We start from the raw sequence: 17,591 nt of genomic DNA, 5'->3' as shown, positions 1-17,591 counted from the left end.
TCACCGACCCGGCCGCCTCCCTGGTCCTGGCCGGCGCCGGGCTCCGGACCTGACCACCCTCACCGCTGCGGCGACCGGCCGCCCTCGGACCTGACCACTCTCACCGGCCCGGGCGGCGCCGGGCCGCGGGGCTGAGCACATCGGTGTCGGCCGGCCGATCCCAGCCGTCACAGCAGTCCTCCGGCTCCACCTCGATCAAATCGAACAGGTCGGGCCCGGTGTGCCCGGTGTCGACGGTGCCGCCGATCAGCCCCATCAGGGCCGCGCAGTTACGCCCGTATCCCTGCACCATCCGGTCCACACGGGTCGGGTGACCGCAGCGACGACACGGTCGCATCCGCTCCATCGGACGGTCACCCACCCGATCATTATCGCCGGGACGGCGGCTCCGCGCCCGGCCCTTCGGCGGTGAATCCCGCCTCGGCGGCGATCTGCGCGATCCGGGCCAGCACCCCGCGCGGGTCGTCGTGCGGGCTGGTGGCCAGCTCACCGACCCGGCGCAGCAGGTCCGGCAGGTGTCCGCCGGGCAGCGGCCGGACCCGTTCCACGATGCGAAGCAGGGCGGTGAGCTCGGCGATGATCTCCCGGAGGCTGTCCGGGTTGAGGCTCCCGATGACGACCGGCTGCCGGTCGTCATCGGGCTCGGCCGCACCCGGGGCGCGCAACACGCCGAGCCGGAACCCGATCGCCACGGCGTGGGCCTGGTCCCGGGCGCCCAGCTGCTGATACAGCGTACGAAGGCGGGATTTGACGGTGTTCGGCGACAGATAGAGACGTGCGGCCATCTCCCGGGCGGTCTCCCCGGCCGCGAGCGACTCGATGGTTTCCTGAAGGTGTGGTGCCAGCACCGGCCGATGCGCAACAGCCCTGGTGTGGCTTCGATGCGTTTGCAGCGACATGCCCGAGAATGTAGATCTTGCCGAGTCCGGTGTGATCCACACCTGCGCCGATGGCGTCAGCCCTCGCCGACCGCCTTGGCGAGCTCGTCCTTCGTCATCTTGGACCGCCCCGGAATGTCCTGCTCCTTGGCCTTCTCGTAGAGCTCGCGCCGGGTTTCCTCGTGCCCACCGGCGGGCGGCGTGCCCTGCGTCGCCTCCTGGAAGCGCCGCCCCAGCTCCTCGCGCTCCTCGGCACTGAGCCGCTCGGCCAGCACCGGCAGCAGCTCCTCCTCTTCCTCCTGCACGTGGTGCCGCAGCTCGCCGGTGATCGCCGCCAGGGTGCCGTCCCAACCCGGGTCGTCGGGGCTGCCGTCGAGCAGGTTCTTCAGCATCTCCTCGATCTGGTGGTGCTCCTCCACCCCGTCGGCCACCTCCTCACCGGTCTCCGCCGCCTTGTCGCGGATGGTGGGGTAGACGAAGCTCTCCTCGGCCTCGGAGTGCGGCAGCAGCATCCGGGCCACCTCCTGCAGCAGTCCGAGCTGATCGGCGTCCTCCTCGGCCGCCTGGCTCAGCAGCGCGTCGACCTGCTGGTGCTGCGCCTTGATGATCTCCACGATGTCCGGCACGGATCCCCCTGTAGCTGAGTTGACCTTGCCGACCGGAGATACCCCGTTCCGCGCCGGCCATCCATCGCACTGCCAGGAAACACTCAACTCGGCGACGGTAGTCTCCCGGGCCGAGATCAACTTCTTCGTCGGAGGTGCCCGCTGATGTCAGCGTTCCGGATGTTCCGCGCGACGGCGATCGCCGAGGCGTTCTCCTGGACCGGCCTGCTGATCGGGATGTACCTGAAACACGTCTCGCACACCACGGACGCCGGCGTCTGGCTCTTCGGCCGCATCCACGGCGCCCTTTTCGTCGCCTACCTCGCCGCCACCCTCTGGACCGCCCGCACCGAACGCTGGTCACTGTGGCGCACCGCCTTCGCCCTCGGCGCCTCGATCCCCCCGCTGGCCACCCTGCTCTTCGAACGTTGGCTCACCCGACGCCGCCCCACCCCGCTGCCCGCTTGAGCACCATGACGATCCGATTGCCGCGTACGCCACCATCCGCCCGCCGCGCTCACCCTCCCCGCCAGGCCGGCCAGGCCTCCCCGCCCCGCCACGCCGGTTCTCCGGACTACGGGGCCGGGGTCAACCTCCCCGCCACGCCGGGCCTTCTCGCCACGCCACGCGCCGGGTCTGTCACCACGCGGACCGGGTCGGGTCGCGCCTAGCCTGCCCGCCGCGCCGGGGCGGGCCGCGCCCAGAGCTCGCGCCACGCCGCGGCCGCAAGACCGCCGCGGTGCGAGCCGGGCCGCGGCCACAAGACCACCGCCGTGCCGGCACAGGCGGCAGCCGCCAGACCGCCGAGGTGTGGACCGGCTTCGTCCGCCCGGCGGCCGCACGGCCCGGGCTACTTCACCGCGATCGGGTTGACCGGGCTGCCCACCGCCCCGGTGATCGGCAGCGGCGCCGCGGTGAGCCAGAAACGCCGCCCAGACCCAGGAACACGGTGGCCGAGACCGAGGCGAGCAGCGTCTGCAGGCCCAGGTAGCGGCTTCGCCGCGGGCCCGGCCAGTAGTCCGCGATCAGCGTGGTGCAGCGGGTCATGATCGCGGCTTCGCAGAGTCCGACCAGGACCCGGCTGCCGATGATCGCGGGCAGTGCGTCGAGGTAGAGCGGGGCGATGCCGCAGATCGCGATCGGCGGCTCGGGCTGGCGGGCCCCGTTCTGGCTCTACACCGTCGCGCTGCTGCTGGCCGTGCCGATGGTCCCGCTGATCCGGCAGCCGGCCCGGCCCGCCTCCGCTCCTGCGGGTCGTGAGCTGCCGCCGCTGCCCTGGCGCCGGTTGCGCACCCCGTGTCTGGTCACCCTCGCCGGCGGCGTCGTCTTCTATGCCCTGATCGTCGAGCTGTCCTTCGTCCTGGACGGGGTGGGCGTCCAGCAGGCCGCGACGATCGGCGCGCTCAGCGCCCTGATGTCGTTGGCCACCGCGGTCGCGGCCGGCTCGTTCGCGAGGCTGTCCGGGCGCACCCCGCGCCGGCTGCTGCCGATCGCCTTCGGACTCGCGGCCGCCGGTTTCCTGCTCATCGCGGCCACCCCGCGGGTTCCGGTGATCACCGCCGGCGCCGTGCTGACCGGGGCCGGTACCGGCCTGCTGCTGCCCACCCTGCTCACCTGGGCCACCAACAACCTGGGCTTCGAGGAACGCGGGCGGGGCACCGGCCTGTGGACCGGCACCCTGTTCGTCGGCGAGTTCTTCTCCCCGCTGCTGACCAGCGGCCTGTCGGCGGCGGCCGGCGGGCTGCGCCCGGCCCTGGGCGTCGCCACGGCCGTGCTGGCGGCCACCATGCCGCTGATCGTCCCGCGCACCGCGGGCGCCCTGAACGTCACCCGCGACTGACCCGGCGCCCGCCGGCCCCCGGCGATCGGCTCGGTTCTCCACCGCGATCGCCGGGGCCGGGGTCACCCGACGTAGACCCGGCCGGCGCCGTAGGCGGTGCCGGCGCGGTCGCGTTCCAGCCAGCCGGTCTCGACCAGCATCCGGCGGACGGCCGCCACATCCTCGGCGACCACCGCGATCCGCCGGTTCACCTCGTCCTCGGTGAGCACCCCCTCGACCGCCAGGAAGCGGGCGAGCAGCTCGCCGATCTGCTCGTAACGCTCGCTGAGCGTCGGTGGCAGACTGGTCAGGAAACCATGCGTGAAATAGCCCTTGAGCTGCGGATACTCGCGCAGCAGCGGAGCGATCGGCAGGGTCGCGACCAGGGCCTGGGCCGCGTCGCGCAGCACCTGAGGCGTGGCCCGGTAATAACCGTCGCCGGTGCCGCTGGCCAGCCCCAGTGCGGCCAGCCGGCCCAGTGCCTCCCCCGCCTCGGGCTTGGACATGTCCAGCAGGAAGGACATCTCGGCGATCGAGAATCCCTCGCTGCCCCGGCCGACCAGACCGGCGAAGGCGCGTAGGCGCGCGGGGTGGGACAGCTGGGTGAGAAGCTCGGCGGCGCGAGCTGCTTCGGCGGACATCCCCACAACCTAGGACGGGCGTCCCGGCACGGCATCCGATTATCCGCGCGCCCCGGATGACCGCTGCCAGGGCCGTCGGCCCGGATGCTCACCCGGCTGTCGACGTTCGCCGATGGTTCCGTCGTATGTGATCGATATGCTCGGCGCCATGTCTCCGATCTCCCGCCGGGCCCTGCTCGGCGCCGCCGCCGCGGCCGGTGGTGGCGCCGCCCTCGGCCCCGCTGCCCTGCCCTCGCTTCCGGCCCAGGCGGCCGGCAGCCTCGACCAGGTGCAGCACGTCATCATCTTCATGCAGGAGAACCGGTCGTTCGACCACTACTTCGGCAAGCTCTCCGGGGTGCGCGGCTTCGCCGACACCAGCCTGCTGCGCTTCCCGTCCGGCTCGGACGTGTGGCACCAGAAGCGCGCGACCGGCACCGTGCTGCTGCCCTGGCGGCTGGACACCACCAAGACCGACGCGCAGCGCATCTCCGATCTGGACCACTCCTGGTCGGGCACGCACTCGGCGTGGAACAGCGGGAAGTACGACAACTGGATCCCGGCCAAGACCGAGAAGACCATGGGTTACTACACCCGCGCCGACATCCCGTGGCAGTACGCGCTGGCCGACGCGTTCACCATCTGCGACCAGTACCACTGCTCGGTGCAGGGCCCGACCAACCCGAACCGGCTCTACCAGTGGTCCTGCACGATCGACCCGAACGGCGGGCACGGCGGGCCGGTCACCGACAACACCGAGGCCGGCTACTCCTGGACGACGTATCCGGAGCGGCTGCAGAAGGCCGGGGTCAGCTGGCGGGTCTACCAGGAGGCGGACAACTACGACGACAACCCGCTGGCCTGGTTCACCCAGTTCCGGAACGCCGCCACCACCTCGCCGCTGTACCAGCGCGGGCTGCTCAAGGCGGCCTCGGCGCTCGGCGCGTTCACCGCCGACCTGGCCGCCGGTACGCTGCCGCAGGTGTCCTGGGTGGTGGCGCCCGCGGCCAAGAGCGAGCACCCGCAGTACCCGCCGGCCTACGGCGCCGACTTCGTGCAGGGCTTCCTGTCCGCCCTGGCCGCGTACCCGGACGTGTGGGCCGGCACGGTCATGTTCCTCAACTTCGACGAGAACGACGGCTTCTTCGACCACGTCGCGCCGCCGGTTCCGCCGGCCGGCACCGCGGACGAGTTCATCGGCGGCAATCCGATCGGGCTGGGCCCGCGGGTGCCGATGACGGTCATCTCACCGTGGAGCACCGGCGGGCGGGTCTGCTCCGAGGTGTTCGACCACACCTCGCCGATCCGGTTCGTCGAGCTCTGGACCGGCGTGCGGGAGACCAACATCTCGGCCTGGCGGCGGACCGTCTGCGGCGACCTGACCTCGGCGTTCGACTTCACCTCGAAGGTCACCACGTTCCCGTCGCTGCCGGACACCGCGGCCCTGGTGGCGGCCTGCACCCAGCAGGACAGCCTGCCGGACGCGACCGCGCCGACCAGTTCGACGCTGCCCGGGCAGGAGACCGGGGACCGGCCGGCGAACCCGATCGGATACCGGTTGACCACCACGTCGTGGACGGACACCGCCACGAACCGGTTCTGGTTCAAGACGGTGAACTCCGGGTCGATCGGGGCGGGGCTCACCGCGTACACCGTCAATTTCCGTAAATATCAGACGTGGCAGTACACGGCGGCGGCGGGCGCGACGGTGTCGGACTACTTCAGTGCGCTCACCTACGGCGGCGGCCCGTACGACGTCGACCTCCACGGACCGGACGGCTACCTGCGCGGATTCACCGGCGACGTGCGGACCTGGACGAACACCACGAAGGCGCACCCCGAGGCGTCCGTGGTCGAGGACGGCGCGATGGGGCTGACCCTCACGCTGACCAATCAGGGCACGGTGGCGACCACCTTCACGATCGGCAACAACCAGGTGTACGGGGCGTCCAGCGGCCCGGTGCGCACCGTGACCGTGGCGGCCGGCGGGAGCTCGACCCTCACGCTCAGCACGCTGGCCGGTCGGTACGACTATACGGTGACGGCCAGCGTGGGTGACGGGTTCGGCCGCCGGTTCGCCGGCCGCGTGTACCGGTGACCCCTGATCAGATCTCGTCGAGGACCCGCTGCGCGATCCGGAAGGCGGTGTTGGCGGCGGGCACCCCGCAGTAGATCGCGGTCTGCAACAGCACCTCCTTGATTTCGTCGACGGTGAGGCCGTTCGTGTGGGCGGCGCGCACGTGCATGGCCAGCTCCTCGTGATGTCCGAGAGCGACCAGCGCGGTCAGCGTCACCACCGAACGGCTGCGCCGGTCCAGGCCGGGCCGGGTCCAGATCTCGCCCCAGGCGTACCGGGTGATCAGATCCTGGAAGTCGCGGGTGAACGCGGTGGTCCCGGCGGTCGCCCGATCGACGTGGGCGGCCCCGAGGACCTCCCGGCGAACCGTGCTGCCGGCCGCGCGGAGCTCGTCGAAGTGCTGGTCGAGCAGGAACGCGACCACCTCCGGGGACTCGGCCGGGGCCAGGTGGGCGACCCCGTCGAGGATGACCAGCCGGCCGTGCAGCACACCGTCGGCGATCAGGCGCAGGCCGTCGGCGGGCGTCGGCCGGTCCTGACCACCGGCCACGGCGAGCACCGGGGTGGCGATCTCGGCGAGCCGATGGCGTACGTCGAATCGCGCCAGCGCCTCGCAGCAGCGGGCATAGCTCTCGGCATCGGTCGCGCGCAGCGCCCGCAGCAGCGGCTCGCGGCCGGCCGCCGGGAAGCCGGCGCCGAACCAGCGGTCGTCGGACCCGGCGACGACCGCTTCGACACCCTCCGCCCGGACCAGCGCGGCGCGCTCGTGCCAGGCCTCCGGCTGACCGATCCTGGCCCCGGTGCAGAGCAGCACGGCGGCGGTCACCCGCTCGGGCGCGTCGAGCAGCAGCTGCAGGCCGATCGCGCCGCCGATCGAGTCGCCGCCGAACCGGAAACTCTCGCCCGGCCGCAGCCTGTCGGCCAGGTCGAGGACCGCTCGGGCCAGGTCGGGGATGGTGAACGGCGCGTCGGACGGGGCGCTGCGGCCGTGGCCGGGCAGGTCGAAGCCGACCACGTGGTAGCGGCCGTACAGACGGGACGCGCAGTCCGCCCAGAGGGTCTCGGCCGAGGTGCCGACCGAGGAGCCGAGCAGCAGGAGCGGGCGATCGGGGGCGTCGGTGAAGACGGTCGCGGTCAGCACGAGAGTCCCTTCTCCGGTGCGGCCGTGGCGCGGGCCAGAGCGGCGTCGATGATCGCGTCGGTGGCGCCGAGATAGGGCTGGTCCGGAGCGACGCCCGGGGTGATCGACTGCTGTTCCGCGTCGATTTCCGGCCGCGCATCGTGCAGGGTGGCCAGCATCCGGCCGGTGTCCACGCGCAGGCCGGCGAGCAGCTCGGCGGTCTGCGCCCCGGCGGTCACCGTGTGCCGGGCGAGGGTGCGCAGGGTGGACCACTCGACGTGCCAGCCGCCGTCCGGGCGTTCGTCGACGGCGGCCGCCGCGCCCGCGTGGATCAGCGCGGCCAGCGGCGGCCCGGCCAGTGCGGCCCGCTTGATCAGCACGGCGTGCACCGGGTTCCGCTTGTTCGGCATCGCCGACGAGCCGCCCTTGCCCTCGGCACCGCCCTCGATCAGCTCGTGGATCTCCGGCCGGGAGCCGACCAGCACGTCGTTGGCGATCCGGCCCCACGCGTCGGTGCAGGTCACGAACGCGTCGGCGACCCGGGTGAGCGGGGCCCGGCTGGTCTGCCACGGGAAGCGCTGCGGCAGGCCGAGCTCGCGGGCGGCGACCGCGACCAGCTCGGCCGCCCGGACCGGGTCACCGGCCAGGGCGACCGGGGCGGCCAGGCTGCCGGCCGCGCCGCCGACCTGGATCGGCAGGTGCGCCGCGGCGGCCAGCTGGTCGCGGGCGTCGAGGACCCCGGTCAGCCAGCCGGCCGCCTTCAGTCCGAAGGTGATCGGGACGGCGTGCTGGGTGAGCGTCCGCCCGGCCATCCGGGTCTCCCGGTGCTCGTCGGCCAGCCGGGACAGCGCGCCGGTCTGGGCCAGCAGCGCGCCGCGGACCCGGGCGACCGCCTCACGCAGGCCCAGCACGATCGCCGTGTCGACGACGTCCTGGCTGGTCAGGCCCTTGTGCAGCCATCCCGCGGCGGCGGTGTTGCGGCCGCGCAACCGGGCCCGGAGCAGCTTGAGCAGCGGGATCAGCGGGTTGCCGCCCGACTCCGCGTCCCGGGCCAGGGCGGGCAGGTCGTCCGGGGTGACCAGGCCGGCCAGCTCGTCCGGCGCGGGGACGGTGATGCGGGCCAGGCCGGTCTCGGCGAGCGCGGTGAGCCAGGCGTGCTCGACCCGGATCATCACGGTCACCACGGCCGCGTCGGTGAGCAGGTCACCGGCCCGGTGGTCGCCGGGCCACAGCAGATCACCCACCGAGACTCATGCCCAGGCGTCCCGCAGGCGGGGATAGGTCACGAAGACCGTCTCCCCCGCGCCCTGCAGCCGGACGTCGAAGATCAGGCCCTGCTCGTCGCGCCGGGCGATCAGCGTGTCGCGGCGGGCCGGGTCGACCGCGGCCAGCAGCGGGTCGGCGGCCAGCGCGGCCGGATCGTCGGGGAGGTAGGCGCGGGTGAACAACCGGTCCAGCAGGCCGCGGGCGAAAACCGTCACCGCGAAGAACGCCGGGCGTTCCGGGGTGGTCCGGCCCGGCTCCACGGTGGCGAACCGGTAACGGCCGTCCGGATCGGTGGCGGCCCGGCCCCAGCCGGTGAACGTCCACCCGTCACGGCGCAACGACCCGGGCTGCCGCACGACGTGCCCCTGCGGGTCGGCCTGCCAGATCTCGATCATCGCGTCCGGCACCGGTTCGCCGGCGCCGTCGGTCACCCGGCCGTGCAACCGCACCGCCCGGGGATGCGCCGGGGGCACCAGCTCGTTCATCCCCGGATATTCCAGACCCAGGTGGAAGAAGGGGCCGACGGTCTGGCCCGGTGCCGCGGTCATGCGTGGTCCTCGGGGTCGAGCGTGTCGAGCGGAGTGCGGTGGCTGCCGGTGAGCACGATGTCCCAACGGTAGCCGAGGCTCCACTCCGGGGTGGTCAGGTCGTGGTCGTACCGGGCGATCAGCAGCTCCCGGGACTTCGGATCGGTGATCGACTGGTAGATCGGGTCGAGCGCGCACAGCGGATCGCCCGGGAAGTACATCTGGGTCACCACGCGCTGGGTGAATTCGGTCCCGAACAGCGAGAAGTGGATGTGCGCGGGACGCCACGCGTTCCGGTGGTTGCGCCACGGATACGGCCCGGGCTTGATCGTCTGGAAGCGGTAGTTGCCGTCCGCGTCGGTCAGGCACCGGCCCACCCCGGTGAAGTTCGGGTCGTGCGGCGCCGGATGCTGGTCACGCTGGTGGCGGTAGCGCCCCGCGGCGTTCGCCTGCCACACCTCGACCAGTTGGTGGGCGACCGGGCGGCCGTCGCCGTCGAGCACCCGGCCGGTCACCACGATCCGCTCGCCGAGCGGGGTGCCGGCGTGCTGGATGGTCAGGTCCGCCTCGTCGTCGGCGACGTCGCGGTGCCCGAACGCCGGGGCCCACAGCTCGACCGACTCCGGGTCGATCGGCTGCGGCGGCTGCTGCGGATGCCGCAGGACGCTGCTGCGGTACGGCGGATAGTCGATCCGGGGCTGGGGGCCACTCGACTGCCGGGCCGCCGCCTCGATCTCCTGACTGATGTCGGCCTGGGTGTTCACCAGGGGGACGCTAGGCGCTCACCGCCCCCGGAGGCGATACTCGGCTTCCACTCAACGGAAGGGACCGCGATGGCCAGGAGCGTCACCGGCCGGGCGCTGGACCTGCTCGGCGCGTTCGACGCCGAGCACCGCAGCCTCACCCTCAGCGACCTGGCGCGGCGCTCCGGCACCCCGCTGACCACCGCGCACCGGCTCGTCGCCGAGCTGCGCACCTGGGGCGCGCTGTCCCGGGAGCCGACCGGGGAGTACGTGATCGGGCGGCGGGTCTGGCAGCTCGGCCTGCTCGCCCCGGTGCAGAGCGAGCTGCGCACCGCGGCCGGCCCGTTCCTGCACGACCTGTACGGCGCCACCCTGGCCACCGTGCACCTGGCCGTCCGGGACGGGCTGGAGGTGCTCTACGTCGACCGGCTGGGCGGGCACGAGTCGGTGCCGGTGATCAGCAAGATCGGCTCGCGGTTGCCGCTGCACGCGACCGGGGTCGGCAAGGTGCTGCTGGCGTACGCGCCGGACGACGTGCTGGGTGCGGCGCTGCAGAAGCTGACCAGGGTGACCGCGTACACCGTGACCCAGCCGGCCCGTCTGCTGGAACAACTGCGCCGGGTCCGGGCCGACGGGTACGCCACCACCGGCGAGGAGATGAGCCCGGGCGCCTGCTCGGTGGCGGTGCCGGTGCGCAACGGCGACGACGTGGTCGCCGCGCTCGGCATGGTGGTGCCGGATCTGCGCCGGCAGCTGCCCCGGATGGTGTCGGCGTTGCAGGTCGCGGCGCGCGGGATCGGACGCACGCTGACTTCCGTCCAGTGGAAATAGGCCCTTGCCCGGGAGCCGTCCGCCGCTGAAGGTGGTGGGCATGCGTACCCAGGTCGCCATCATCGGCGCGGGCCCGGCGGGCCTGCTTCTCTCCCACCTGCTCGCCCTGGGAGGCATCGACTCCGTGGTCCTGGAGACCCGCTCCGAGGAGTACGTCGCGGCCCGGATCCGGGCCGGCATCCTCGAGCACTCCAGCGTCGAGCTGCTGGAATCGGTGGGGCTCGGCGCTCGGCTGCGCGCCGAGGGGGACGAGCACCGCGGGATCCACCTGCAGTGGCCGCACGAACGGCACCATCTCGACTTCGTGAACCTGACCGGCCGGTCGGTCTGGGTCTACGGGCAGACCGAGGTGCAGAAGGACCTGATCGCCGCCCGCCGCGCGGCCGGGCAGGAGATCCACTACGAGGTGACCGAGGTCCGGCTGCACGATGTGGACGCCGATCGCCCCTTCGTGACCTTTTCCGACAGGTCCGGTCGCAGCGTTCGGCTGGACGCGGCCGTCATCGCCGGCTGCGACGGGTCGTTCGGGCCGAGCCGAGCCGCCGTCCCGGCCGCGAAGACGTTCGAGAAGGTCTACCCGTACTCCTGGTTGGGCATCCTCGCCGACGTCGCCCCCTCCACCGACGAGCTGATCTACGCCTGGCACCCGCACGGGTTCGCCCTGCACTCGATGCGCTCGGCCACGGTCAGCCGGCTCTACCTGCAGGTGCCCACCGGCACCGACCCGGCCTCCTGGTCCGACGACCGGATCTGGGACGAGCTGGCCACCCGGCTCGGCCACGGGCAGAACGGCTGGAAACTCCACCCCGGCCCGATCACCGACAAGAGCGTGCTGCCGATGCGCAGCTACGTGCAGACCCCGATGCGGTACGGCAATCTCTTCCTGGCCGGCGACGCCGCGCACATCGTCCCGCCGACCGGCGCCAAAGGACTGAACCTCGCGATCGCCGACGTCGCGCTGCTCGGCAGGGCGCTGGTCGCCCTGCTCGGCGAGCGGAACCCGACGCTCGCCGACGCGTACTCGGAGGCCGCGCAGCGGCGGGTCTGGCGGTGCACCCACTTCTCCTGGTGGATGACCACGATGCTGCACACCTCGGGTGACGGGTTCGACGCCGAACTGCAGCTGTCGCAGCTGCGCTGGGTGACGTCCAGCGAGGCCGGCGCGACCGGGCTCGCGGAGAACTACGCCGGGCTGCCGATCACCTACTGAACCCCTATCGAGGTAGATATCCGTGGATCCCCAGGGAGATTCACGGATACGCTCCGCCTGCCCGGCACCTACTGTCCGAAGGGTACGGCGCGACGAACGGGGGTACATCGGTGGGGTGGCTCGGCGAGTGGCTCGGCGGGCTCCCGCCGGTGTTGGTCTACGCGGTCGTCGGCGCCCTGGTCGCCGGCGAGGCCGCGATCATCGCCGGGATGGTGCTGCCGTCCGCGACCGCGCTGATCGCCACCGGGCTGCTCGCCAACGCGGGCGTCGTCCCGGTCCTGCCAGCCCTGCTGGTCGCCATCGGCGCGGCCCTGCTCGGCGGCACCGTCGCCTACCGGCGGGCGGCGCGCACCACCGGTGCCACGCCGCCGGCCCGCACCGGCAGACACTGGGCGCGGGCCGAACGGCTCTTCGCCCGGTACGGCGGACGGGCGATCTTCCTCGGCCAGTGGGTGGTCGGCGCGCGGACGCTGATGCCACGGCTGGCCGGCCGCAACGGCGTACCCTATCGGCGTTTCGCCCTGTGGCACACGCCCTCCGCGATCCTCTGGGCACTCTGGATGGTCGGCGCCAGCTATCTCGCCGGCGCCGGATACCAGGCCCTCGCCGCCCGGGCCGGCCGGGCCGCCGGTGCGCTGGCCGCCCTCACCCTGATCATCGTCGGTCTGCTGCTGGTCGGCCGCTGGCTCGGCCGACACCCGTTCCCGGTCCACGCCCCCGGCCGCCTGTCGCTGATCCGGCGCACCGTCGCCCGGTGGCACCCCGCGGTGCTCGCCGCGGTCAGCCTGGCCCTGTTCACCGGCCTCGCCCTGGTGCTGATCGAGGTCATCCCGCCGATCGTCCGTTTCAGCGGCCTGGCCGCCGCCGACGACTCGGTGACCACCTGGGCGCGCGGGCAGTGGACGTCGGACGGGTACTGGTTCGCCCTGTCCACCGCCGGCACCCTGGCCCCCGAGGTGCCGCTCACCTTCGCCGTCGTCGTCGCACTGATCCGCTTCGCCTGGCGCCGCCGCCCCGACGGCCTGCGCCACGGCCTCCTGCCCGCCGTCATGTACCTCGCCGAGCTCCCGTCCCGAGCCCGCAGCCTGCGCCGGCCCCGCGGTCCTGAGCCGGGCGCTTCTCAGCCGGGCGCTTCTCAGCCGGGCGGATCTCCTCCCGGCGTTTCCCGACCGGGCGGTCTCCGGGCGCGCGGTCTGCTGCGCGGCTCTTTCTGGGCGGCCCTGTTCGAGGCGGTCGGCCCGGTGCTGCCGGCCATCGTCCTGGCGGTCGCCCTGTCCCTGCTCCTCGACCCGGGCTGGCGCACCGCCGGCACCATCGTCTTCCCCTCCCCCACCGAATTCGACGGCGGCGGCCTCCCCCTGGACACCGCCCCCAGCATCCTGGCCGGAATGGCGGCCGGCTCCACCGCACAGACCGCCGCCGCCATCGGCCTGCTCGCCTGGCTGCTCACCGACAACCTGCGCTGGGGCTGGCAGGTCACCGTCTGGACGGTCGCGGCCGGCACCCTGACCACCGCCGCCGGCTGCTGGGTCTACCTGGGCTGGGGCCGCCTCAGCGAAACCGTCGCGGCGGTCGTCATCGGCGCGGCCTGGGCCGCCCTCAACGCCGCCATCTGGACCGCCCGCTACCGATCAGCCGAGCGGCCGGTGCTGGACGAGGCCGACCAGGTTGCCCTCGCTGTCCCGGATGAAGGCCTGGACCTCCTCGGTGCCGACCGGCCCGAGTGACCCGTCCCGGTGCGTGAAAATGACGTGCGGTTCGCTGTCGATCGGCACCCCGGCGGCCCGCAGCCGCGCCACGGTCGCGTCGATGTCGTCCACCAGGAGGTGGTGCAACGCCGACGGTGCTCCCGGTTCGAGCAGCAGCCGCACCCCGTCCAGGTCGAACAAGACCAGCCCCGGCGGGTCGAACGAGGGCACCGGCGGCGCCCCGAGCAGGTCACGGTAGAACGCGGTGGCCCGCGCCAGGTCGGTGGCCCGCCGGGCGATCTGCACTGCTCGCACTGTTCTCCACTTTCCCGTCGCTCCGGTGCACACGACCACCCCGCCGCCCGGCGGACCAGTGCGTCAAGGACCGTTCCATGCTCGTAGGATCGGAACGACAGCGCATCCACTGAACACCTGAGCCGGAGGCATGAGGCTGCCATGGCATACCGGCCGATGACGATGGTCGACCTTGCTGGACACCTGCGGCGGCAGCAGGCGGACAAGGTCCGGTGGAAACATCTGTGGGAGTTCCTCGAGGAATACCGGTGGGAGGCTCCGGAGAGCCGGCCGGCACTCTTGCGCGACGAGCCGGCGCCGTGCGGTGATCCTCAGTGGGATGCGCTGCTCGCCGCGCTGGCCGAGCAACTCGCCGCCCAACTGGATCTCGCACCACCGGAGTGGTCCCGACCCAGGGTTCTGGTAACTCCCTGGTTCCCTTCTTCGCTGCCGTCCAAGCGCATGGAAGCGCTCGTCTCGGCGCCCGCGGCCTTCCGCAAGCACGGCGTCTATCTGTCCGCCCGTGACCTGGAGGCGGCATGAGCGGCGACGGTCTGATGGGCCGCGCCGAACTCGAACGAGCCTTCACCGCTCTGGGTGACCGCCTTGTTCGCCGAGGCGTCGTGGCGGATCTTTTCATTGTGGGCGGCGCGGCAATGGCGCTCGCCTACGATGCCGCCCGTGTGACACGGGACGTTGATGCGACGTTCGTTCCCCATGGAGTGGTCCTGGAAGAGGCTCGCACCGTGGCTGAGGTAATGGGTCTACCGCCCTGGTGGCTCAACGAACAGGCGAGCGCATACGTCTCCGCCAACACGACGCCGGCAAGCGGGAGGTATTCGACCATCCAGGCATCAGGGTCATGGCGGCCTCTGCGGAACACGTATTCGCGATGTGATGCCCAGGTGGCGGCTGAACGAGCAGAATGCCCGAAGGGATCATCGAGAGACAACTGGATGTCGGCCTAGTTCGGCTGAACGATGACCTTGCCCAGGGCGCGCCCCTCGCCCACCCGGGCCAGTGCCTCGGGCGCTTGCTCCAGCGGAAACGTGCGGTCGATGTGGACGTCGAGCTCGCCGCCGGCGCACAGGTCGGCCACCGGGCCGAAATGGTGCGGTCCCTGTTTGACGGCGAGCACACCCAGCCGGCGACCGGTGAGCCGGCCGGCGACCGTGCCGGCCGTCAGCACGCGCAGCAGCGTCGGCACCGAGCGGCGCCGGGGACCGGCACGGGGAGTTCCTCGAGCCTGAGCACGGCGGGCGGCCCGTACCGGTCGTACACCACTGCTCGCATCCGCACACGTCCCACCTCACGGTTGGTAGCACGCGCGGACAAGCTTTCCGACCGGACCGGCCACGGCCACCTGGTTACGGCCGCCGTTCTTGGCCTGGTAGAGGGCGTGGTCGGCGCGGGCCATCAACTGGTCGAGGGCGTCGCCGTCGGCGCCGAGAGTGGCCACGCCGACGCTGATCGTCACGCGGACCCGTCCACCGCGGGTGGTCACCGGCTCGGCGGCGACGGCCTCGCGGGTCCGCTCCATCGCCGCGATATCGGCGCCGTCGCAGTCGGGCCGGATGATCGCGAACTCTTCACCGCCGTAACGGCCGAGCACGTCGGAGTTCCGGATGGTGTCCTGGACACGCTGGGCAACGGCGCGGATCACGTCGTCGCCGACGCCGTGACCGTACCCGTCGTTGATGTTCTTGAACTTGTCGATGTCGATCATCGCGGCGCTGAGCGGGCTCCGCCCGCCAACTGGCAAAATCGGCGCATGGGTGCTCCCGAGCTGGTTCTGGTGCTGCGCTATCGCAAGGCGGTGACGTACGGCTTTCACGCGCTGCTCGGGGCGCTGGGCGAGCACGACTCCCCCACCCGCTACGAGGTCCGCTTCGGCGAGACTCCGGAGCAGACGGCCCGGCACATTCGCGAGGCCGGCGACACCCGCGTCCTCGTGCTGTGGTCCTTCTATTCTCCCGACGCCGCCGCGCTCGCCGAGGAACTCGAGCAGATCCGGGCCCTCGCCGACGGCCCGCACGTCACGCACCTCGCCGGTGGGGTGCACGCCACCGCCGAGCCGGTGCAGACGCTCGATGCCGGTTGGGACGTGGCGGCCGTCGGTGAGGGTGAATCGACCCTGATCAGCCTGGTCGACGCGAAGGGCGACCCGGCCGGCATCACCGGTCTGGCCTACCGCGACACCGCCGGGAACCTCGTGCGGACCGGCAAGGCGAAGCAGCGGCCACTCGACGACTTCCCCGGCTTCGCGCTGCGGTGGGACAGGTTCAACGCCCTGGAAATCACCCGCGGATGTGTCTACGCGTGCCGGTTCTGCCAGACGCCCTTCATGTTCTCGGCGAGGTTCCGGCATCGCAGCGTCGACAACGTGCGGTGGCACGTCGATCAGATGCGGGCGCGCGGGCTGCGGGATGTCCGGTTCATCACGCCGACCGCCCTGTCGTACGGCAGCCAGAACGAGGATCCGAATCTGGCCGCGGTCGAGGAGTTGCTGGCCACCTGCCGGGAGGGGATCGGGCCGCGCGGGCGGGTCTATTTCGGCTCGTTCCCGAGTGAGATCCGGCCCGAGCACGTCACCCGGGAAACGCTGCGGCTGGTCAAGAAGTACTGCGACAACAACAACATCATCGTGGGCGCGCAGTCCGGATCGGACCGGGTGCTGGACGCGGCCAAACGCGGGCACGGGGTGGAGGAGGTGAAGCGCGCGGCCCGGCTCGGCATCGAGGAGGGGTTCCGGATCAACGTGGACATGATCTTCGGGATGCCCGGGGAGAGCCGGGACGACGTCGAGGACTCGCTGCGGCTGGCCCGTGAGCTGGCCGACCTGGGGGCCCGCATCCACGCGCACACGTTCATGCCGCTGCCCGGCACGCCGTGGCGGGACGCGCCGCCCGGGGATGTCGACCCGGCCACGATCCGGGAGGTGGACCGGCTGTCGCGGCGGGGCGCGCTGTACGGGCACTGGCAGAAACAGCGGGATCACGCGGCCCGGCTGGCGGCGGCGGCGCAGGCCTATCCGCGGCCGGGGCGCAGCCGGACGATGCTGACGGTGCATGACATACGCCACCAAGATTCGCCGTGAGGCAACCGTGATCGGCCGGAACCCGTCTGGGAGATGTGAGCCCACGACGTTTACTGGCCGCGACGGCCCTGCTGCTGCTGGCCGGCTGCGATGGATCGGCCCAGGCGAAACCACCGCAGACACCCCCGCCGACGGTGACCGCCGGCCGGTCGGCGCCGCCCACCAGGGCACCCGCTCCGAAGCCCCGGATCACCTACCCGGCCACCGGTAGCCGGAAGTTCGCGGTCGCCTCGGGGGAGGCCGCGGCCCCGGCCGGCGATCGGAAGGGCCGGCTGCTCCGGTACCACGTGCTCGTGGAACGCGACATCAAAGGCGTCACCGCCAGCGAGTTCGCCACCGCCGTCACCACGACGCTGCGCGACCCGCGGAGCTGGACCGCCGGCGGCCAATGGCGTCTGCAGCGCGTCGGGCCGGAGCAGAAGGCCGATTTCGCGGTACGCCTCGTCACGCCGGCCACCCGCGACAGACTGTGCGAGGGCGCCACCGACGGGTACACCTCATGCCGTACCCATGATGAGGTGGTCATCAATGTCGCCCGCTGGGCCAAGGGTGTGCCGCACTACGGCGCGAGCCTCGCCGTCTACCGCGAGTACGTGATCAATCACGAGGTGGGGCATCGTCTCGGCCAGGCTCACGAGCTGTGCCCCGGGCGGGGCCGGCCGGCTCCGGTGATGCAGCAGCAGACCCTCGGCCTGCACGGCTGCACCCCGAGCGCCTGGCCGTTCCTGAACGGGGTCCGCAACCGCGGCCGGATCGGGGCCTACGACGACCCGGTGCCGCCGCGCGACAGGGGACTTTCCTGATGCAGGGGCCGCG

At 72.3% G+C, this 17,591-nt stretch carries 22 protein-coding genes and 1 pseudogene; 10 read left to right on the top strand and 13 right to left on the bottom strand.

From position 1 onward, the window contains the following. Positions 1-100: 100 nt before the first annotated feature. The 3 genes from ACSP50_RS11430 to ACSP50_RS11420 are packed head-to-tail and all read right to left on the bottom strand — an operon-like array spanning position 101 to position 1,504. Positions 101-361, bottom strand: coding sequence for a hypothetical protein (locus ACSP50_RS11430; RefSeq protein ID WP_231956906.1), 261 nt, complete (start codon positions 359-361; stop codon positions 101-103). Between the two features lie 7 nt (positions 362-368). After that, positions 369-899, bottom strand: coding sequence for a helix-turn-helix transcriptional regulator (locus tag ACSP50_RS11425; protein WP_014689343.1), 531 nt, complete (start codon positions 897-899; stop codon positions 369-371). A 56-nt stretch (positions 900-955) separates the two neighbouring features. Then, positions 956-1,504, bottom strand: a complete 549-nt coding sequence (locus tag ACSP50_RS11420) for a hemerythrin domain-containing protein (protein WP_014689342.1) — start codon at positions 1,502-1,504, stop codon at positions 956-958. Between the two features lie 144 nt (positions 1,505-1,648). On the opposite strand from ACSP50_RS11420, the gene ACSP50_RS11415 reads away from it, so the two are divergent. Next, complete coding sequence (locus tag ACSP50_RS11415; protein WP_014689341.1) at positions 1,649-1,951, top strand: DUF3817 domain-containing protein; 303 nt, start codon at positions 1,649-1,651, stop codon at positions 1,949-1,951. A 387-nt stretch (positions 1,952-2,338) separates the two neighbouring features. Here ACSP50_RS11415 and ACSP50_RS11410 read toward each other — a convergent pair whose 3' ends face one another. Further along, complete coding sequence (locus tag ACSP50_RS11410; protein ID WP_369793951.1) at positions 2,339-2,557, bottom strand: hypothetical protein; 219 nt, start codon at positions 2,555-2,557, stop codon at positions 2,339-2,341. A gap of 49 nt (positions 2,558-2,606) precedes the next feature. Between ACSP50_RS11410 and ACSP50_RS11405 the strand changes: the two genes are divergently transcribed. Further along, a complete protein-coding gene (locus ACSP50_RS11405; protein ID WP_014689340.1) occupies positions 2,607-3,323 on the top strand; it encodes an MFS transporter in 717 nt (238 codons plus the stop codon). 62 nt (positions 3,324-3,385) lie between these two features. Here ACSP50_RS11405 and ACSP50_RS11400 read toward each other — a convergent pair whose 3' ends face one another. Next, a complete protein-coding gene (locus ACSP50_RS11400) occupies positions 3,386-3,943 on the bottom strand; it encodes a DUF2087 domain-containing protein (RefSeq protein ID WP_014689339.1) in 558 nt (185 codons plus the stop codon). 148 nt (positions 3,944-4,091) lie between these two features. On the opposite strand from ACSP50_RS11400, the gene ACSP50_RS11395 reads away from it, so the two are divergent. Then, positions 4,092-6,020, top strand: a complete 1,929-nt coding sequence (locus tag ACSP50_RS11395) for a phosphocholine-specific phospholipase C (RefSeq protein WP_043513961.1) — start codon at positions 4,092-4,094, stop codon at positions 6,018-6,020. Between the two features lie 7 nt (positions 6,021-6,027). Here the strand turns inward: ACSP50_RS11395 and pcaC are convergent, their stop codons facing one another. The 5 genes and pseudogenes from pcaC to pcaH all read right to left on the bottom strand — a co-directional run bounded on the left by pcaC (position 6,028) and on the right by pcaH (position 9,676). Continuing rightward, the gene (gene pcaC / locus ACSP50_RS45030; protein ID WP_369793950.1) at positions 6,028-6,411 is read right to left on the bottom strand and encodes a 4-carboxymuconolactone decarboxylase; all 384 of its coding nucleotides are present in this window, start codon (positions 6,409-6,411) and stop codon (positions 6,028-6,030) included. Between the two features lie 63 nt (positions 6,412-6,474). Next, a pseudogene (locus tag ACSP50_RS45025) lies at positions 6,475-7,014 on the bottom strand (alpha/beta fold hydrolase); the annotation flags it as partial. 119 nt (positions 7,015-7,133) lie between these two features. After that, the gene (locus ACSP50_RS11385) at positions 7,134-8,363 is read right to left on the bottom strand and encodes a lyase family protein (RefSeq protein WP_080127786.1); all 1,230 of its coding nucleotides are present in this window, start codon (positions 8,361-8,363) and stop codon (positions 7,134-7,136) included. Positions 8,364-8,369: 6 nt separating this feature from the next. Continuing rightward, positions 8,370-8,933: a protocatechuate 3,4-dioxygenase subunit alpha gene (gene pcaG, locus ACSP50_RS11380; RefSeq protein WP_014689335.1), complete on the bottom strand. Its 564-nt coding sequence runs from the start codon at positions 8,931-8,933 to the stop codon at positions 8,370-8,372. Beyond that, complete coding sequence (pcaH, locus tag ACSP50_RS11375; RefSeq protein WP_014689334.1) at positions 8,930-9,676, bottom strand: protocatechuate 3,4-dioxygenase subunit beta; 747 nt, start codon at positions 9,674-9,676, stop codon at positions 8,930-8,932. Before pcaH ends, pcaG begins: the two co-directional genes overlap by 4 nt. Before the next feature lie 69 nt (positions 9,677-9,745). Between pcaH and ACSP50_RS11370 the strand changes: the two genes are divergently transcribed. The 3 genes from ACSP50_RS11370 to ACSP50_RS43865 all read left to right on the top strand — a co-directional run bounded on the left by ACSP50_RS11370 (position 9,746) and on the right by ACSP50_RS43865 (position 13,423). Beyond that, a complete protein-coding gene (locus ACSP50_RS11370; RefSeq protein WP_014689333.1) occupies positions 9,746-10,486 on the top strand; it encodes an IclR family transcriptional regulator in 741 nt (246 codons plus the stop codon). Positions 10,487-10,526: 40 nt separating this feature from the next. Next, the gene (locus tag ACSP50_RS11365; protein WP_014689332.1) at positions 10,527-11,696 is read left to right on the top strand and encodes a 4-hydroxybenzoate 3-monooxygenase; all 1,170 of its coding nucleotides are present in this window, start codon (positions 10,527-10,529) and stop codon (positions 11,694-11,696) included. Between the two features lie 110 nt (positions 11,697-11,806). Further along, a complete protein-coding gene (locus ACSP50_RS43865; protein WP_014689331.1) occupies positions 11,807-13,423 on the top strand; it encodes a DedA family protein in 1,617 nt (538 codons plus the stop codon). Here ACSP50_RS43865 and ACSP50_RS11355 read toward each other — a convergent pair. Then, a complete protein-coding gene (locus tag ACSP50_RS11355) occupies positions 13,328-13,699 on the bottom strand; it encodes a VOC family protein (RefSeq protein ID WP_014689330.1) in 372 nt (123 codons plus the stop codon). The two genes, ACSP50_RS43865 and ACSP50_RS11355, sit on opposite strands and share 96 nt — an antisense overlap. 156 nt (positions 13,700-13,855) lie before the next feature. On the opposite strand from ACSP50_RS11355, the gene ACSP50_RS11350 reads away from it, so the two are divergent. Together ACSP50_RS11350 and ACSP50_RS41745 are read left to right on the top strand one after the other, a co-directional pair. Continuing rightward, a complete protein-coding gene (locus ACSP50_RS11350) occupies positions 13,856-14,221 on the top strand; it encodes a hypothetical protein (protein WP_155123479.1) in 366 nt (121 codons plus the stop codon). Continuing rightward, the gene (locus tag ACSP50_RS41745; protein WP_155123478.1) at positions 14,218-14,646 is read left to right on the top strand and encodes a hypothetical protein; all 429 of its coding nucleotides are present in this window, start codon (positions 14,218-14,220) and stop codon (positions 14,644-14,646) included. Before ACSP50_RS11350 ends, ACSP50_RS41745 begins: the two co-directional genes overlap by 4 nt. On the opposite strand, the gene ACSP50_RS11345 is transcribed toward ACSP50_RS41745, so the two are convergent. Both ACSP50_RS11345 and ACSP50_RS11340 read right to left on the bottom strand, forming a co-directional pair. Continuing rightward, entirely contained in the window at positions 14,643-14,885 is a 243-nt protein-coding gene (locus ACSP50_RS11345) for a zinc-binding dehydrogenase (protein ID WP_014689327.1), read from the bottom strand. The genes ACSP50_RS41745 and ACSP50_RS11345 overlap by 4 nt on opposite strands. A 102-nt stretch (positions 14,886-14,987) precedes the next feature. Next, positions 14,988-15,404 carry a GGDEF domain-containing protein gene (locus tag ACSP50_RS11340; RefSeq protein ID WP_014689326.1) on the bottom strand — a complete coding sequence of 139 codons (417 nt, stop codon included), beginning with the start codon at positions 15,402-15,404 and terminating at the stop codon, positions 14,988-14,990. A gap of 45 nt (positions 15,405-15,449) precedes the next feature. Here ACSP50_RS11340 and ACSP50_RS11335 point away from each other — a divergent pair, with 45 nt between their 5' ends. After that, the gene (locus tag ACSP50_RS11335; protein ID WP_014689325.1) at positions 15,450-16,775 is read left to right on the top strand and encodes a TIGR04013 family B12-binding domain/radical SAM domain-containing protein; all 1,326 of its coding nucleotides are present in this window, start codon (positions 15,450-15,452) and stop codon (positions 16,773-16,775) included. A gap of 35 nt (positions 16,776-16,810) precedes the next feature. Then, the gene (locus ACSP50_RS11330; protein ID WP_043511248.1) at positions 16,811-17,578 is read left to right on the top strand and encodes a DUF3152 domain-containing protein; all 768 of its coding nucleotides are present in this window, start codon (positions 16,811-16,813) and stop codon (positions 17,576-17,578) included. Positions 17,579-17,591: the final 13 nt, after the last annotated feature.

The organism is Actinoplanes sp. SE50/110 (assembly GCF_900119315.1).
Lineage (GTDB): Bacteria > Actinomycetota > Actinomycetes > Mycobacteriales > Micromonosporaceae > Actinoplanes.
The sequence above is the reverse complement of the archived record's forward strand: the minus strand, read 5'-3'. Positions and strand labels throughout refer to the sequence as shown.